Origin of the sequence: Sphingobacterium sp. G1-14 (assembly GCF_002196555.1) — a bacterium.
Classification (GTDB): domain Bacteria; phylum Bacteroidota; class Bacteroidia; order Sphingobacteriales; family Sphingobacteriaceae; genus Sphingobacterium; species Sphingobacterium siyangense.
In genome coordinates, this window is sequence record NZ_CP021381.1 from 483,793 (window position 1) to 500,090 (window position 16,298).

General features: G+C 38.1%; 16 protein-coding genes and 1 riboswitch. Of the genes, 5 read left to right on the forward strand and 11 right to left on the reverse strand.

The features are described 5' to 3' along the window. Nucleotides 1-20 precede the first annotated feature (20 nt). The 5 genes from CBM24_RS02080 to CBM24_RS02100 all read right to left on the reverse strand — a co-directional run bounded on the left by CBM24_RS02080 (nt 21) and on the right by CBM24_RS02100 (nt 4,270). Nucleotides 21-2,138, reverse strand: coding sequence for a flotillin (locus CBM24_RS02080; RefSeq protein WP_088160060.1), 2,118 nt, complete (start codon nt 2,136-2,138; stop codon nt 21-23). A 115-nt stretch (nt 2,139-2,253) separates the two neighbouring features. Then, nucleotides 2,254-2,976 carry an OB-fold-containig protein gene (locus CBM24_RS02085; RefSeq protein ID WP_088160061.1) on the reverse strand — a complete coding sequence of 241 codons (723 nt, stop codon included), beginning with the start codon at nt 2,974-2,976 and terminating at the stop codon, nt 2,254-2,256. Nucleotides 2,977-2,987: 11 nt separating this feature from the next. After that, nucleotides 2,988-3,182, reverse strand: coding sequence for a DUF4177 domain-containing protein (locus tag CBM24_RS02090; protein WP_088160062.1), 195 nt, complete (start codon nt 3,180-3,182; stop codon nt 2,988-2,990). After that, the gene (locus CBM24_RS02095; protein ID WP_088160063.1) at nt 3,169-3,876 is read right to left on the reverse strand and encodes a PspA/IM30 family protein; all 708 of its coding nucleotides are present in this window, start codon (nt 3,874-3,876) and stop codon (nt 3,169-3,171) included. Before CBM24_RS02095 ends, CBM24_RS02090 begins: the two co-directional genes overlap by 14 nt. 4 nt (nt 3,877-3,880) lie before the next feature. Then, nucleotides 3,881-4,270 (reverse strand): YbjN domain-containing protein, encoded by a 390-nt coding sequence (locus CBM24_RS02100; protein WP_088163431.1) that lies wholly within the window; start codon nt 4,268-4,270, stop codon nt 3,881-3,883. Nucleotides 4,271-4,301: 31 nt separating this feature from the next. Between CBM24_RS02100 and CBM24_RS02105 the strand changes: the two genes are divergently transcribed. Next, on the forward strand, nt 4,302-5,021 hold the full coding sequence (locus CBM24_RS02105) for a helix-turn-helix domain-containing protein (RefSeq protein ID WP_232475664.1): 720 nt from the start codon (nt 4,302-4,304) through the stop codon (nt 5,019-5,021). Nucleotides 5,022-5,665: 644 nt separating this feature from the next. After that, nucleotides 5,666-6,073, forward strand: a complete 408-nt coding sequence (locus CBM24_RS02110; protein WP_088160065.1) for a hypothetical protein — start codon at nt 5,666-5,668, stop codon at nt 6,071-6,073. A 53-nt stretch (nt 6,074-6,126) separates the two neighbouring features. Here the strand turns inward: CBM24_RS02110 and CBM24_RS02115 are convergent, their stop codons facing one another. Continuing rightward, the gene (locus CBM24_RS02115) at nt 6,127-6,522 is read right to left on the reverse strand and encodes a single-stranded DNA-binding protein (protein ID WP_075990849.1); all 396 of its coding nucleotides are present in this window, start codon (nt 6,520-6,522) and stop codon (nt 6,127-6,129) included. Nucleotides 6,523-6,696: 174 nt separating this feature from the next. Here CBM24_RS02115 and CBM24_RS02120 point away from each other — a divergent pair, with 174 nt between their 5' ends. Then, a complete protein-coding gene (locus CBM24_RS02120) occupies nt 6,697-7,062 on the forward strand; it encodes a hypothetical protein (protein ID WP_088160066.1) in 366 nt (121 codons plus the stop codon). Between the two features lie 31 nt (nt 7,063-7,093). Here CBM24_RS02120 and CBM24_RS02125 read toward each other — a convergent pair whose 3' ends face one another. Next, nucleotides 7,094-7,684, reverse strand: a complete 591-nt coding sequence (locus tag CBM24_RS02125; RefSeq protein ID WP_088160067.1) for a helix-turn-helix domain-containing protein — start codon at nt 7,682-7,684, stop codon at nt 7,094-7,096. Nucleotides 7,685-8,106: 422 nt separating this feature from the next. Between CBM24_RS02125 and CBM24_RS02130 the strand changes: the two genes are divergently transcribed. Beyond that, nucleotides 8,107-8,637, forward strand: coding sequence for a hypothetical protein (locus CBM24_RS02130; protein ID WP_075994615.1), 531 nt, complete (start codon nt 8,107-8,109; stop codon nt 8,635-8,637). A 100-nt stretch (nt 8,638-8,737) separates the two neighbouring features. Here CBM24_RS02130 and metE read toward each other — a convergent pair whose 3' ends face one another. The 3 genes from metE to CBM24_RS02145 form a co-directional block, all read right to left on the reverse strand. Further along, complete coding sequence (gene metE, locus CBM24_RS02135) at nt 8,738-11,050, reverse strand: 5-methyltetrahydropteroyltriglutamate--homocysteine S-methyltransferase (protein WP_088160068.1); 2,313 nt, start codon at nt 11,048-11,050, stop codon at nt 8,738-8,740. A 78-nt stretch (nt 11,051-11,128) separates the two neighbouring features. Continuing rightward, nucleotides 11,129-11,232: riboswitch (SAM riboswitch) on the reverse strand. A 186-nt stretch (nt 11,233-11,418) separates the two neighbouring features. Beyond that, on the reverse strand, nt 11,419-12,108 hold the full coding sequence (locus CBM24_RS02140) for a response regulator transcription factor (RefSeq protein ID WP_172840643.1): 690 nt from the start codon (nt 12,106-12,108) through the stop codon (nt 11,419-11,421). 102 nt (nt 12,109-12,210) lie between these two features. Beyond that, nucleotides 12,211-14,043, reverse strand: coding sequence for a sensor histidine kinase (locus CBM24_RS02145; RefSeq protein ID WP_088160069.1), 1,833 nt, complete (start codon nt 14,041-14,043; stop codon nt 12,211-12,213). Nucleotides 14,044-14,421: 378 nt separating this feature from the next. Here CBM24_RS02145 and CBM24_RS02150 point away from each other — a divergent pair, with 378 nt between their 5' ends. Next, on the forward strand, nt 14,422-14,751 hold the full coding sequence (locus tag CBM24_RS02150; protein ID WP_088160070.1) for a hypothetical protein: 330 nt from the start codon (nt 14,422-14,424) through the stop codon (nt 14,749-14,751). Nucleotides 14,752-14,798: 47 nt separating this feature from the next. Here CBM24_RS02150 and pyk read toward each other — a convergent pair whose 3' ends face one another. Next, entirely contained in the window at nt 14,799-16,226 is a 1,428-nt protein-coding gene (gene pyk / locus CBM24_RS02155; RefSeq protein ID WP_088160071.1) for a pyruvate kinase, read from the reverse strand. Nucleotides 16,227-16,298: the final 72 nt, after the last annotated feature.

A 16,298-nucleotide genomic window follows, 5' to 3' on the forward strand; every position in this document is an offset into this window, starting at 1 on the left:
CAGGTAATAATGGGTATTAATTACGACAACTTTTTATTGGATATGCCCAAGTTTTTCGCCAATCCGAACAAAGAATTGATAAAGCTTTTGTCTTCGCCATTTTCAGCGTCAGTCGCCGCTTGTTGGAGTTTAATCAATGCTGCTGAAACTGTGAGGTTCTTTATATCGTTTGTGGAAATTCCATATTTATCGGCTAATCCACGCACCTTCTCTGCAAGGTCTCCTTGTCCATCTGGACCTATCAGTGAATTCTTAATAGCTGTGGCATGTTTAGAGTTGTCAATCAAGTGATCAAAACCTTTGGAATTGGAAACTTGACGGACGATATTCTCAAAGAACATGGTTTCGCCACCAACGATATCTATTTTTGCCGTTTTAAGTGCTTCTGACAATACGCCAGCTTGTGCTTGAGCAATGTCTTTTTGGATATTGATGTGTGCGAGTTTAATATCACGTTCTTTTTGCAATTGCAATTTGAACTCTTCGTGATCTCTGCCCACACCATCCAATTTCTTCATCGCCTCAGCTTTCTCTTCGATACCTTTTGCTTCGGCAAGCGCTTTCTCACGAACAACTTCCGCTTGTGCTAAGCCCTCTTTACGCATTGCTTCCGCTTTCTTCTCGATCACATTAGCTTCAACGGTACCTTGTTTTTCTTCGGCTTCGGCTTTTGCAACCATTACTTCTGCTTCGGATAAGCCAAGTGCGGCTTCTTCTTTGGCTTGTGCTTCAGCAATAATCTTACGACTTTCGGCTTCCTTCAGCGATGCTTCTTTTTTCGCTTCAGCATCGATCAATAATTCCTGAGCACGTTTTTCGGCAATTTTACGAGCCGCCTCTGCATCGATTACTTTTTTCTCCGCTTCCTGCTCTGCAGCAATTTTTGCAGCTTCGGCCGCCTTAACAGTGGATATTAATTTTTCTTCTGCTTCTTGTGATGCCGCAATAACACCCGCTTGTTTCTTTCGTTCTACTTCACGGAACACTTCGATGTCTCGGACGCCTTGTTGCTCTTCAATAACCCCTTTCTCCAATTGTACGCGTTCCTTGATAACCCCTTGGATACTTTTCTTCTCCGTCTCGATAGAGCGTTCTTTGTCGATCTGAGCCAAGGTAACAATGCGCTCACGTTCTGTTTGTTCCAAAGCACGGTCTTTCTCTACGCGCTCTGCTTCTACAGCATCTGTGCGCTGTTTGTTTTTCTCAGCAATGATAATCTGACGCAGCTTATTTTCTTCCTGTACTGCCAGTTGCTCTTCGGTAGAAATCCTGACACTTTCGTACTTGAGACGTTCTTCTTCACGGACCTTTGCTATTTCTGCTTCTTCGCGTGCTCTGATGTTATCAATTTCCCGTTTTTGTTTTTCTTCTTTTTCAGCAAGTTGACGATCAAGTTCCAAAATCGCTTCACGAGCTTCCACGTTTTGCTTTCTGATCAACTTCTCTTCGTCACGACGGATAAAATTGGCATTGATATTTTGCTTGGCCGTTAGCTCCGTTATCTTTTTAATGCCTTCACTGTCTAAGATATTGTTTGGATTGAGATGCTCAATATCGGTCTGCTCAAGATAGTCGATTGCACAGTCATCTAGAATATAACCGTTCAGGTCTGTTCCGATGATATCCAAAATTTCGTCGCGAAACTCCCGACGCGCTTCATACAATTCGATGAAATCAAATTTCTTACCGACTGTTTTTAAGGCCTCGGAGAATTTAGATTCAAAAATGCTTTTTAATGTTTCCGGCTCACTTGCACGGTCGCAACCTAAATTTTGGGCAACATTGATCACATCATCTACACTTTTATTGACGCGAACAAAGAAAGCAACTTTGATATCTGCACGAATATTGTCCTTGCAGATCAAACCCTCACCTTGCATACGGGCGATCTCAATTTTTTTGATAGAGATGTCCATGATCTCCATCTTGTGAAATACAGGTACAACATACATTCCTTTGTTGAATGCTACCTTTGTACCACCAACACCAGTACGGACAATTGCTTTCCCTTGTGGAATTTTCTTATAGAATGCACTCAATACAACAAAGAATGCAAAAATTAAAAAGACAGCCAATCCGACAATTAAAAGTATAATTCCGTTTAAGCCACTTAAAAATAAAAGAGGTTGATATAGCATATGATTTGTATTTATTTAGATTTTAATAGTTGGGTTTACGATTAGGATTTAAAAGAATAAATATCCGTTCTTTTAGGACAGTTGTTTAGGTGTCGATTCTTTTCTTCTTTTTTCATTAAATATTGTCTATCGTAATTTCTTTGGTCACATAATAATATTTCTTGTCCTTGGATTCGTCAACAATAATGACATCGTCTCCGTAGCCTATTTTCTCCCCATTGTGGCTGACAACATTGAGGCGAATAGGGTCCTGTTGGATGATAAATTCGGCAGAACCTATTTTCTTGCCTTCAATACTGGCTCTCATTTTACCCATGCGACCAAGAAAATCGTGACTTTCTTCGCCATTGTAACCTATAGTTTTAAACATTTTAGCTAAGGGTTTGGTCAGAAAATGCATTAATATAAATGTAACAATGAAAACGGGGATTAGGATAAATACAGACTTTATTCCCCATGAAGCAACATCGATAAAGAGCGAAGAAACAATGGTAATTATCCAGCCTATAAATTTGAATAGTGTTACAATAAGCATGATGGGTACTTTGCCAACATTGATGTAATCCATTGCTTTTGCAAAGAAACCAGGTTCTGTATTAGCGCCCGTATCCGTATGATGATGAACATGGTCGCCCCCCTCAGTTGCGATATCATGTGATCCATCAACGTCCGTGACATCAGGTGTAGGATGGAGGTCTATATCTGCATCGGCATCAAAGAGATGTACTCCATCACCCATCAGAAACATAAATAACCAATACACTACAGACATGCCAGTTAAGACTGTCATAATTCCATTGGATAATGGATTGAATAAGATATTGATTAGTTCTGTCATCGTGTTATTGTTTAAATTTTCTCCCTTTTGAATGTGTAATGGAACGACCAGGAACTGCCATTGACCTCAAGGTCCTGCATGGTTACCAGTTCCCAGCCTTGATTTCCAAGATCATTTAAGATTTCATCAATTTTTTCGGGATCCAACTTTGTTCCCCAGAAACCCTTAGGTTCAATTTTTAGCGTTTTATACTCAAATCTTTTCATCACTATTTAATTTTCTTTTTAGTTCTTCTAATTCGTTGTTGACGGCTTCAGACCCGCCGATGGTCTCGTTAATCTCATCAACTTTACTTTTATTACCTAGTGCAATCTCGCCATAGGCCTTCGCTAGTGCCTCGTCTTCCTCGACTTTCTCTTTCATACGTTCTAACATGGAAATCGTACTATTGGAATCGATATTAGCGAGCTGCCGATTGACCATTTTAGCTGCGTTAGAGACCTTTACACGTGCCTTTAATGTGGAGAGTTCACCTTCCCATTTCGATATATTGAATTTGAGAATGTCTACATTTTTGTGTAGCTCATCGGCTGAACTTTGATGAATCACAGCTTGTTTCTCCAATTCACTAGCTTCGATTAATAACTGTTTTTTCAGCAACAGCGCTTCCTTTGCCAGACCTTCGGCCTTTTCTGCCGTTAGCTCTCCCTTTTGTGCCTTTTGGAGTAATAGAATAGCTTTGTTCTCAAATTCATTGGCTTCTTCTTTTTTCTTTTCACAATTGTTTTGGGTCCGTATGGCTAAGGCCTTCACTTTAGCATAGGCTTCCAACGATTGTTCCAGGTCCTCTTTCATCTCACGGATACCCTGTTCCGTCATTTTGATGGGGTCTTCCATTTTGTCCACGACTGCGTGGATCTCTGCTTGACCGATTCTGAAAATTCTCTTAAAAATATTCATTATTCTATAATTTTGAAAAACTTATTAACTGATTATAATATTCACTCATCAACAGACTCAGCGAATTGATGGCTGCATCGAATTCGTTCTGGTCGAGATTATGTATTTGTAACGTATACCGAAATATAACTTTGGTACCATCTTCCGTTAACGCAAATCCGCCGTGGATAATATCTCTATTTTTTATCAATAGTGATTTGAACATATCCATGCTGTCATTGCTGATTGTAAAAAGGTATTGCTCAAAAATCAGGATGGGTTGGGCAATGCCTACAATGAGGTTACGAATTCCGTCGTCTTCATTTTCGATGACAAAGATTCCTTCTTTTGTATCCTTATGGGTAATGTTGTAACCGATGTTGGCGATATAATTTTCAATTTTTGAGAAGTACATAATCAAGTTTTTTATATATTGCACATATTCTTTGCATAAAGGTAATAAAAATGCAAAAATATTTTGCAATAAAAATTCAATTTTTTTTAAAATGAGTAACGTAGGGAACAATATTAAGAAATTAAGAAAAGTGAAAGGAATGAGCCAACAGGCATTTGGGGATGTTTTTAATCTTACTAGAGGTAATATTTCGTCTTACGAAGAAATGCGTGCGGAACCAAAAATTGAGATTGTTCTTAAGATTGCAAATTATTTTGGCATTCCTGTGCAGCATCTTATTGAAAAAAATCTATCTGTCAATGAAATTCTTAATTTCAATGATTATTTTGAGCCAAATGTTTCAATTATTGGACGTAAAAGATTGTTACAAATCCCGCTGCTGGAACGGGATGCTATTTTTGAAGCGAGTACTCATTTTTCGAAATTAGATGAGCTTCCAATAATTGAATTTCCTTTGCAAAGTAGGAACCGTCTCATCGCAATCGAATATGCTGACGCTATTCCGGTACCGAGCGATTTTTTGGCTAGCCCTCAATCCATTTTGTTTTTTGAAGAAGTTGATGTTCAGAGCTTACATACTTTGGATAAGGCCTTTGGTTTGTATTTTTCCGAGGAAGAGTTCTTTATTGGAAAATACAGTTTGCAGGAAAAAGAGATTAGTTTAGCCTTAAATGTCTGGAAGAAGGTTGATTTCACTTTGGGAGAGAAAGCATATTTCTGGAAATTGTATGCCAAGTTTGAGCGAATCTAATTGCGTGGAACTTTTCCCTGCTATTGATTTGGTATTGCCGGTATCGAGCGTATTTACATATTGTTACCATATTCTAGGTTAATGGTGTTACTATACTGTACTTACAGGGGGGTAACAAGGGGTTTACAGGGATTCACCCCTGCTATACCCCTGTTAACCCCTTGTAATACACCTGCTAAAAGCGGCTTTGAAGTTGATCTGATGCTGACTTTCCTGCAAGAAAAGAAGACTACTAAATCAGGTCTGAAGATGTGAATGCCCACAAAAAATTTTGTGAAGTCGGGCATTGTAATTAAATTAGTTCGACAATAAAGTAAAACTTTTGCGCTGTTGATTCACGTCTTTGGTTCATGATAGCTTATTCTAAACTGTTATCTCACAATAAAAATGGAAATTTGTGCAGGATCCGATCCAAGATAAGGAGTCAGTACCTGGATAGTACGATAATGTATCATCAACAGAGAGTTAGTTTTTATTGGTAAGAATAAATCTCAAGGACGGTAATGTTATAAATCGGTAATGTTATAAGTAAGATAGATAATGATGAACTTGTCGATCCGCTAAAAGTAGTGTGATTTATTTAGTTTCAGTACAACATGCATAAACGGCTAAATTACCATGGATAAAAAACTAAATTTAAATAGATGAAGAAAGTAACCTTATTAGCATTAATTGCTGGATTTTTTGTTATTTCCTGTAATAATTCCACGACTAAAAACGTCGAAGTAAAAGATACGACTGCCGCTATTGACATTAAAAAAGATACGGCTAAAACGCTGTTGGGAAATAGAGGCGGCGAAGTGCCAATACCTAAATTTAGTTCTGTTGAGACACAAAAATTAGCGGAGGATTACACAAAATATATTAAGGAATTTATCACTGTTGCTAAAAGTGGCGATGTTGTTAAGCTTAAGGAGCTTGCGTCCAAACGACAGGAATGGGCGACCAAAGAAACTGAAGCTGTTTCTAAGTTTACACCGGAAGATGCCAAATTATGGAAGGCTTATGCTGAGAACCTAGGAAGAGCGTTGACAGCAAGCCTAACAAAATAAGTTGTGAACAATCGACGAGGTAGAGGCTTGAAAAATCTACCTCGCCGACCCTACTAGAAGGGGAGGTCATCTTCATTTTCATCCGGAAGTGTTGGGCTGTCTTCTTTGGCACCGTTTGACTCTGATAAAACCAAGAAATTATCTACTTTAATTTCTGTGACATATTGTTTTACCCCATCTGCATTCTCATAATTACGATAGGTGAGTTTGCCCTCAACCATGAGTTTGGTCCCACGTTGGCATTTCTTTTCAATGGTATTGTTTTGATTACCCCAAACCACGAGTGTATGCCATTGAACTTCTTCAACCCACTCGCCGGCTTTGTTCTTGAAGAGATCATTGGTGGCGAGACGTAATACGGAATAATTGGTGCCGGTGGAAGTTGTTTTGATTAATGGGTCGTTTCCTAAATGACCAACCAATTGTACTTTGTTGCGTAATGTGCTCATGCGTCTAATTTTTAAATGTTTTTAATAATTCTTATTTTAGTTGACGGTCATTGGCTATTGATGCCAGATGATCTTAAGCAAAGGTGGGGCGGAGAAAAGACTATAGTCGTCTATTTACCATTTGTATTCGACTATAGTCGATTGTAACCGTTTGTTGTCGTTTAATCTTCCGTTATGAGTTCTGTCGAGAAAGTTTGCCTTGAATGTGGCAAGGATATATATGGCCGTTCTGACAAGCGATTTTGTGATGATGCTTGCCGGAACGCCTATAACAATAAATTAAATAGCGACCAGACCAATATGGTGCGCAATGTGAATAATATCCTACGAAAAAACCGTCGTATTTTATTGGAAGCGTTGAGTGGGGAGGGTATGATCAAGATACAACGGGAAAAGTTAAAGCGATTGGGATTTGATTTTAAGTTCCATACACATACTTTTTCCAATAACAAGGGACAGACCTATAACTTTATTTATGAAACAGGCTATCTGTTGCTGGAGAATGATTGGGTATTGATCGTTCAAAAGAAACCGCTATGATTTTGAACGCAACAAATTCATTTGTATTGGTTTAGTTTGCAGCACTGAGCTTGGCCTTCCTTATTGTGATATAATTAAAAATAGTGAAGGTTAGAATCAATATGTAGTAGCATACTGGGATGAGTAAAAAATAGGCGCTATTGAATATATCGCTTAAAAAAGACGGTAGTGAAATCTTAAAAAAATCTGCAATAATAATATAGCCTATGAAACTTCCGAGAAAAAATAGTCCAACAGCATGTATTACAATTATTTTTTTTAGGTGCTTACTGTAAAAGGCGTCTTTATTTTGCTTCGTATAGCCCATAATCGCTGGGACCAATAATCCTAATAATGGATTGACCAGAAAGGTGAGCGATGCTAAATATAGCGCTTTAATACTTCCTGTTTGATTGTTGTCGATACTGATTTGATTTACATTTGGCATAATGAGTTGTTCTAAAGGTATTTCTAAGATTTGACTGATCTGTTTGAGACTAAATCCACTGATTTCTTCAGTGCCTTTTTCGATGCGTTGCACTGTTCTTAGCGATACACCCGCCTGATCGGCGAGTTCCTGCTGCGTTAGTCCCTTACGTTTTCTTGATAGTTTGATTAATTGATTAGCTGATTGACTTTCCATAGTCCAAAGATGGGGAAATAGTCATTGAATTTCAGCAAAATTGATGCGACAATAATATGCCAATATCGTGCTGTGAGATATAACAGATTAATAATCAAAAGTTTTTGGGAATGTGGTAAATATTTTGAATCTTTGCAATTTAACAGAGTAATTAATAAAAACGGAAGAATATGTTTGCAATATTAGAAAATCCCGCTTCGTCCACAGAGAAGATTCTCGGGAATATTCTTCGGAATACGGCCCTTTCCTAATCTTCTTTTTTAATACGTTAAGTAACCTACGTTGATATTGGCTAAAAATTGGCTCTCTAAATGGTGGCCCACTGTTCCAATATGCTTAGCTTATTATAGAGTTTTAGAAATCCAGTTACTTTCAAGATGATTGTGAAAGCTGGATATGAATGTTATGTTTTAGAAAATTTTATGAATTCAGTAAATAAATATGTCCTTCAGGCACTGGATAACTATCCAATGTATTTGGAGGAGACCATGGAATCCTTATCCTATGCGCTGTCTTATGATGAGTCCAATACAATGGCGCTGTGTTTGATGGGAAGAGTTCATGCCGAACAGCTATTGGACTATGAGCAGGCAAAAAGGTATTTCCAGGAAGCTTTGGTGCATAATGTGCAGGCACTGGAGGTATATCCTTATTTCATTCAGACACTGATTGATATGGGGGAGTATGAAGCTGCAAAAAAGACGATTAAATTTGCTTTGACACTTCCGGCGATGCCCTTGACAGGGATATGGATCAAGAAAGCACTTTTATTTGAAAAATTGAGAAAATACAAAAAGGCATTGAAGGCGTTAAAAATGGCACAACTTGAGAATGTTGATCTTGATTTTTCGTCAAGCCTGAAGTCGATTGAAGATCGGATTAAGGGGAAACAGGAAATTAAGAACGGGAAAGAAAAGGAAAACAAGAAAGAAAGGAAGAACACTCGAAAATAGTCTCACATTATCCGAATGACGGTTTTTGTTTTGAACCAAGGTCCAATAAAGAAGCCCTAGATGAAATTTCATCTAGGGCTTTATCAATATAGTTTAAGAATTATTCTGCTCTTAAGATTTTCGCAGCCTCAACCATCGACTCTAAAGCCGCTTTGGTTTCTGGCCAAGCACGAGTTTTCAAACCACAGTCAGGGTTAACCCAAAGTTGTTCTGCTGGAACTACTGCTTTTGCTTTACGCAATAGATCTACCATCTCATCTTTGCTTGGAACACGTGGTGAGTGAATGTCATAAACACCTGGACCAATATCGTTTGGATATTTGAAATCACCAGCGAAAGCATTCAACAATTTCATTTGAGAACGTGAAGTCTCAATTGTGATGACGTCAGCATCCATTGCAGCGATATCTTCGATTACATTATTGAACTCAGAGTAACACATGTGTGTGTGAATCTGTGTATCGTCTTCTACATTTGATGAAGAAACACGGAAAGCACGTACTGCCCAGTTCAGGTAATCTTTTTGATCAGCTTTACGTAGCGGTAATCCTTCACGGATTGCTGGTTCATCGATTTGTATGATTTTGATACCTGCTTTTTCCAACGCTTGTACTTCGTCTAAGATCGCCAATGCAATTTGGTAAGTCGTTGTTGAACGCGGTTGGTCATTACGTACGAAAGACCATTGTAAGATGGTAACCGGACCAGTCAACATACCTTTAACCGGACGGTTAGTCAATGATTGAGCGTATGAAGACCAACGGACAGTCATATCTTCAGGACGGTATACATCACCATAGATAATAGGAGGTTTTACACAACGTGAACCGTAAGATTGTACCCAGCCGTTTTGTGTGAAAGCGTAACCAGCCAATTGTTCACCGAAGTATTCAACCATGTCGTTACGTTCGAATTCGCCGTGTACTAATACGTCGATATCCAATTGCTCTTGAAGACGGATTGTGTTTTCAGTTTCTTCTGCGATTGCTTTATCGTACTCTGCCTGCGTGATAGCACCTTTTTTCAGGTCTGCTCTCCATTTACGAACATCTTTCGTTTGTGGGAATGAACCAATAGTTGTGGTAGGGAATGCCGGCAAGTTGAACTTCGCTTGTTGCGCTGCTTTACGGTCAGCAAATGCTGAAGTACGTTTCGCATCGTCATCAGTGATATTGCTTGTACGTGTTTTAACCTCTGGTTTGTGGATCAGTGGAGAAGTACGACGGCTTTCAGCTGCAGCTTTGTTCGCTTCGAAGCGTTTTGCTGTTTCAGTATCAACTTCACCTTCTGCTAATACGGCCAAGTCTTTTACCTCAGCTAATTTTTGTTTAGCGAAAGCTAACCAGTTTTTTACTTCAGCTGGTAGCGATTGCTCATTGTGTTCATTGTCTAAGTCAAAAGGAACGTGCAACAATGATGAAGAAGGAGCTACCCATACACGGTCTTTTCCTAATGCATCAACAGCTTGTTTGATTTTAACCAATGATTTTTCGTAATCATTTTTCCAGATGTTACGGCCTTCAACAATACCCAAAGATAATGTTAATGAAGCAGGAACTTTAGCTAGTACCGTATCCAACTGGTTTTCACCGCGTACCAAATCCAAATGTAAAGCATGGATAGGTAGGTTAACTGCGATATCTTCGTTGTCTTTTAAAGCTTCGAAGTAAGTCGTCGCGATTAATTTGATGTTTTTGGCAGCAGCAGCCAATTTCTCAAACGTAGGTTGGTATAATGCTTTTACTTTTGCATCTAAATCCAATGCCAAGAAAGGCTCGTCGATCTGAACATATTGTGCTCCAGCTTCTGCCAATTTAGACAAGATTTGCTCATATACAGGAATTAATTTGTCTAATAGGTCGATACGGTCGAAACCAGCTTCTTTTTCTTTACCGATCAAAAGGTAAGTGATTGGGCCTAATAAAACAGGTTTTGTCTCAATACCCAATGATTTTGCCTCGTTGTATTCATTTAAGAATTTCTCAGAAGTCAATTTAAACTCTTGATCTTTTGTGAATTCAGGAACCATATAGTGGTAGTTGGTATCCAACCACTTGGTCATCTCCATTGCAGTCACATCGATTCCTTCTTGTTGGAATCCGCGCGCCATGGCAAAATATAAGTCTAAGCTGTAGTTGTTGTCTACTTTATTCAACAAAGAATGGTAACGAGCAGGAATTGCACCAACAGTAAGGGTTAAATCCAATACTTGATCGTAAAAAGAGAAATCATTGGAAGGGATCAAATCTATTCCAGCATCTTTTTGTGTTTTCCAATTGCCTTCACGAATTTTTTTTGCTGTGTCCAATAATTCCTCAACAGAAGATTTTTTAGCCCAATAGGCCTCATTGGCTTTTTTCAATTCGCGGAACGCGCCCACACGAGGGTAACCTAAATTGTTAGTCAATAACATAATGAATGTTTTTAATATTTCTTTTTCAACTATATTTCTTGCTAGAGAGAGAAGGACACACTAGAATTTGGTGACTTCGGCTTATCATTCCCATATCAAGTAGGGTAGAATTTAGCACCTTGTCAAGGGACAGGTTGCTAAGGCTTCATCGGGTCTATTCCCTCTGCCTTTCTCTATAAGCGACGCTAAGTTAGAACATTTCTTTTTGAAATGCAAATTTTTTATAAAAGTGCGTCAATTTTTTATATTCTACTATGGATAAAATTGTTTTGTTCTTTTCTTTTCATCCATGATTTAGTGTATGCCATGTTTCAATACGCCGTGTAGCATAAAAAATGGGGAATGACTGTTTCTCATTCCCCATTCTTTTAGCTCACCAAAAGTTTGTAACCTTTTCCGTGCACATTGACAATTTCAACTTTACTATCTTCTTTTAGATATTTACGAAGTTTACTGAGAAATACATCCATACTTCTACCTGTAAAGTAGTTGTCATCATGCCATATTTTTAATAAAGCTTCTTCCCGGGTCAGCACATCATTTTTCTTTAAACAAAGCAAGCGTAGTAGTTCCGCTTCTTTGGTGGATAGTTTTTGCATCTGTCCTTTGTAAGAAATTTGCTGACTTGTATAATCAAAGAAATAATCACCAATTTCAAATTTATCAGCAACCACTTCCTCTTCTTTGTCTCGAACACTGCGTTTCAGCAAAGCATTGATGCGGAGCAATAATTCCTCCACTCGAAAAGGCTTTGTAATATAATCATCTCCCCCTAATTCAAAGGCTTCGGTTTTATCTTCCATCATCCCCTTTGCTGTGGCAAAGATAATAGGAACAGTATTGTTTGTTTTTCTGATTTCACGTCCAACTGTAAATCCGTCCTTTTTTGGCATCATGACATCGAAAATACAGAGGTCGTAGTTATTTTTTTTGAATTGAGAAATCGCTTCATCTCCATCTGTGCATAATGTGACGTCAAATTTTCCCTTTAATTCGAGATAGTCTTTTAAAAGATCCCCCAAATTAGGATCATCTTCTGCTAATAATATCTTTTGCATAATGATTATATTAATTTTCACCAATGTCCCTTGATGCTGATAAATCAGCTTTCCTCAACCTTTGAAATTTTTTAAAGAGGAAATATACAAAAAAGGAACGTTTTATTTTTTAATAGGCAAAATTACTTCAAAGGTCGTGCCCTTATCTTTTTCACTTTTAACTGTAATTTTTCCGTTCAGCCTTCTCAGGATGTCCTGTACATAACTTAAGCCAAGACCAAATCCTTTGACATTATGAACATTTCCAGTTGGAATACGGTAGAACTGGTCGAAAATCTTTTGCAGGTGATCCCGACTCATCCCAATACCGTTGTCGGCAATGGTGATAACAATGGTATCACCAACATTTTTTGAATTGATGTTGACATGTAAATCTCCTTTGCTGTACTTGATGGCATTATCCAATAAATTGTAAAATACATTCGAAAAATGTAACTCATCACCGACGACAATATCCTTGGTCGCTGCGAGATCTATACTGAATTTCCCACCAATATTCTGCATGCGTAGCTGCATGCTGTCCGTTACTGCAGAAACAAGATCATTGATGCTTACTTCTACCTGGTCGAGTTTTAGCGTTTCTTTTTCTAGTCTTGCCAAATCGAGCACACGTTCAATATGATTTCCGAGTCTAACATTTTCGTCGTAGATGATATTAGCCAATTTTTGAACGCGCTTATGGTCGGCATTGATGTCTGGATCTTTAAGTGACTCGCTGGCAATCATAATTGTTGCAACAGGTGTTTTAAACTCATGCGTCATGTTGTTGATGAAATCTGTTTTCATTTCCGAAACTTTCTTTTGTCTGAAGATGATAATCAGTGTATAAGCAAAACAACCCACCAACAAGAAAAGTAGTGCCAGCATAGGTAGTAACAGATAGCCCATATTATCTGCGATTATCGCCTTTTTATTGGGGAAATAGATTGTTAATTTCCCTGGCGCAGCACCGATATCACCTTTAAAAAGTGCGGTCGAGTATTTTGTTGTATTTGTCGGGTTATTTAGAGCGGCTTCGTTTAAAATATTATTTAGTAATATATTGTTTGTACTCCATATTTCAATATTAAAAGGAGCTTTAATATCGCGTTGAGCCAACTCATCTTTGATAAGTTCTTGGACGATGATAACATTCAACCGATCCTTTAACGGACGCTTTGCTAGCTCCATTCCAATAGCAACATCTTCGATGTAATCTGCCTTTTTACCACCGAGCATAGCAACGGAGTCGTAAACGTTGAAACCGGACCAAGAATTCTTTCTGTTTAGCACATCGAGCCTTTTTTCCAAATCAGAGATGGTTTTTGCAAGTTTTGCATTCTCTCTTGGTGGTAAGGTGGCTACTCTGAATTTTGTCTGTTGATTGACCAATGGGTCCATTAGGGGGATAACAAACCGTGTGCTATCGTCTTTTCCACTAATCTGATCATCTACCTTCGATGCATTTAACATGATAAAAGCTTGCACCAGATTATCGTCGGTAAGCTCATTTGAAACAGAAAATTTGATAAATTTCTGGTACTCCGGTCTTTTGATGTATGTTTCGTAAAAGGAATTTTTGATTTCAATTACATTTGGATACAAAGCACGTAATTGGTCTTCTTGCTCTTTGAAGTTTGAGAAAACAACATGTTGTTTGTTTTTTAATTCTTCAATTCTATATTGGATTTCAAGTTGCTCGGCCAACAGACGTTGTTTGGCCTGTTCCTGCTTGGATTTTTCAATGTTACGTTCCTGTTGAACTTTAGCAAAGTCGACCACCTCCCGTCGTTCAAGTTTTCCGGCAACAGCTGTAATCGCAGCATTGACGGACTCATCAAATAATTGGGATTTTTGACGATATGAATCTCTCAGAAAATAGAATTGCATCGCCAATACCCCAATTAGAGCTAGAGACATCAGTCCAATGATTAATACAATGCTATTTTTCTTCATTAGGGTTGGGTGTTAAATAAATGTATTTTGAATATATCACAAAGTTTATAGCACTCAGTTTATTTACCTTTTGCGTACCCATCCCTTATACCATGTGAGTGGCCATTTAAGGTCCGGTAGCTCATATTTTCTTAAATTGTTACAAATATAAAGATGCTAATGTGTTTTGACGCTGTTTTAACAATGTTTAACAGCAATCTGTTTAAATATAGGTGCTGTTGTTTGTAAATTAGTGAATAGAAATAAATTATATGCTGAATTGGCTATTGATAAATTAAATCTACACGGTTGAGTCTGCTGCTGTAGAAGTGAATAAGCCGAGTATAACGTGTTCATTGGTGAAAATGAGTGCAGATACTCTTTAACAACTATATAAAAATGAAAAGTTATGTATTATTATTGGTATTATCTTCCATAGGGACCATTGTTTTGGGGCAGGTGAAGGTAAAGCCGCAGATTCCTTTGATGGAAGAAAAGGAAGCAAAGATGCCCGTCCTAAAATTGGATTCTTCAGATGAAAAGTATCATATGCCCATTAAGAAGCCAAATCGTGTGGACGGTCTAGCTCCGATGCCAGGAACGGAAAAAATGCCCAAAGGTGATGAGAAAGAAAACAATCTCCCGTTTAGGCGCTTGAATGATTCGCTAAAGGTGAAGGACTTTAAATTAAAAATCGACTCCTTGTATCCAAACAAGCAAAAAAAATAGCGTTCTATCTAGAACGCTATTTTTTTTGCTTTAATCCTTATTGTCCATTATAGCTGGGAAACACGGATTGTATTTGTTTTGCCTTTTTCGATTAACGGTGTTGAAGCTGTATTGATAATGATAGATCCAGGTTTAACGTAGTTATTTTTTATAATAAATTTGTTAACATCATGGATAGATCCATCCGTGCTTTCGAACTTGTCGTAGATAAATGTTTTTACTCCCCAAAGTAGGCTGAGTTGTTTCAGCAATTTTTGTGTTCCTGTGAAAACTAAGATATCTACATTTGGTCTATAACTTGTAATTTCAAACGCTGTTGCACCAGATGATGTCAATACCGCAATTGCAGATGCATTTGTTTTTTGAGCAAGGTAAACCGAAGAAGCGCAAATCGCATCCGGAATAAGTGTTCCGTCGTGGATTTCACTAACTTTCTCATTATAATAAGGATAAGAAGTTTGTTCCACGTGGATAATGATTTTGCTCATTGTTTCGATAACGATTTCAGGGAATTCACCGACTGAAGTCTCGCCACTTAACATCACAGCATCCGCTCCATCCAATACGGAGTTGGCTACGTCATTTACTTCAGCACGTGTAGGACGTGGTGTAGTGATCATACTTTCCAACATCTGTGTCGCAATGATCACTGGTTTTGAAAGATCTCTACATTTCTGTACGATGATCTTTTGAAGTCCTGGTACCTCTTCCATTGGAAGCTCAACACCCAAATCTCCACGAGCAACCATAACAGCATCTGTAGCTTCGATAATTGCATCAATATTTTCAATCGCTTCTGGTTTTTCAACTTTTGCGATTACACGTGCATGGCTTCCTTTTGCTTCAATGATTTTTTTACATTGAAAAATATCTTCTGCCGAACGGACGAAAGACATAGCGATCCAGTCTGCACCATGATCCAAGGCAAAATTCAAGTTGTCTAAATCTTCTTCGGTCAACGAAGGGATCGATACTTTGGTGTTTGGTAAGTTAACGCCTTTACGTGAAGTAAGGACACCTCCGTGTACAACTTCACAGGTAACAGTGTCTTTATGATTGGTCTCTAAAACACGAAGTTGAAGTTTTCCGTCATCAAGTAAAATGATTTCGTTGGCTTCAACATCGTTTGGAAAGTTTTCGTATGTAATGTAGATTCTGTTTTCGTCTCCGATAAGTTCGTGTGTTGTGATTTCAACTTTTGAACCATTCACGAGAACAGCGCCACCTTCTTTCATTTTTCCGATCCTAATTTTTGGACCTTGTAAATCGGCTAAGATGGCAACATTGAATCCTGTTTCATTATTTATTGCATTTATAGTTTCGATTACCTTAAGGTGATCTTCCTGGCTGCCATGAGAGAAATTCAACCGGCACACATCAACCCCTTTGGCAATCATGTTGGTCAAAACTTGTTTGTCTGCCGAGGCAGGGCCTAATGTTGCGACAATTTTAGTCCTTTTTTGAACTTTTTCCATCTGTTATTTTGTATTTTAAATGTTCTTCATTAATCACAACAAATAGCTCACTATATTGTTGTGTTTTGTCAA

Bases quoted from the DNA above. Each gene is read 5' to 3' on its own strand.
- CBM24_RS02080 (WP_088160060.1), bottom strand. From the start codon at position 2,138: ATGCTATATCAACCTCTTTTATTTTTAAGTGGCTTAAACGGAATTATA.
- CBM24_RS02085 (WP_088160061.1), bottom strand. From the start codon at position 2,976: ATGACAGAACTAATCAATATCTTATTCAATCCATTATCCAATGGAATT.
- CBM24_RS02090 (WP_088160062.1), bottom strand. From the start codon at position 3,182: ATGAAAAGATTTGAGTATAAAACGCTAAAAATTGAACCTAAGGGTTTC.
- CBM24_RS02095 (WP_088160063.1), bottom strand. From the start codon at position 3,876: ATGAATATTTTTAAGAGAATTTTCAGAATCGGTCAAGCAGAGATCCAC.
- CBM24_RS02100 (WP_088163431.1), bottom strand. From the start codon at position 4,270: ATGTACTTCTCAAAAATTGAAAATTATATCGCCAACATCGGTTACAAC.
- CBM24_RS02110 (WP_088160065.1), top strand. From the start codon at position 5,666: ATGAAGAAAGTAACCTTATTAGCATTAATTGCTGGATTTTTTGTTATT.
- CBM24_RS02115 (WP_075990849.1), bottom strand. From the start codon at position 6,522: ATGAGCACATTACGCAACAAAGTACAATTGGTTGGTCATTTAGGAAAC.
- CBM24_RS02120 (WP_088160066.1), top strand. From the start codon at position 6,697: ATGAGTTCTGTCGAGAAAGTTTGCCTTGAATGTGGCAAGGATATATAT.
- CBM24_RS02125 (WP_088160067.1), bottom strand. From the start codon at position 7,684: ATGGAAAGTCAATCAGCTAATCAATTAATCAAACTATCAAGAAAACGT.
- CBM24_RS02130 (WP_075994615.1), top strand. From the start codon at position 8,107: ATGAATTCAGTAAATAAATATGTCCTTCAGGCACTGGATAACTATCCA.
- metE (WP_088160068.1), bottom strand. From the start codon at position 11,050: ATGTTATTGACTAACAATTTAGGTTACCCTCGTGTGGGCGCGTTCCGC.
- CBM24_RS02140 (WP_172840643.1), bottom strand. From the start codon at position 12,108: ATGCAAAAGATATTATTAGCAGAAGATGATCCTAATTTGGGGGATCTT.
- CBM24_RS02145 (WP_088160069.1), bottom strand. From the start codon at position 14,043: ATGAAGAAAAATAGCATTGTATTAATCATTGGACTGATGTCTCTAGCT.
- CBM24_RS02150 (WP_088160070.1), top strand. From the start codon at position 14,422: ATGAAAAGTTATGTATTATTATTGGTATTATCTTCCATAGGGACCATT.
- pyk (WP_088160071.1), bottom strand. From the start codon at position 16,226: ATGGAAAAAGTTCAAAAAAGGACTAAAATTGTCGCAACATTAGGCCCT.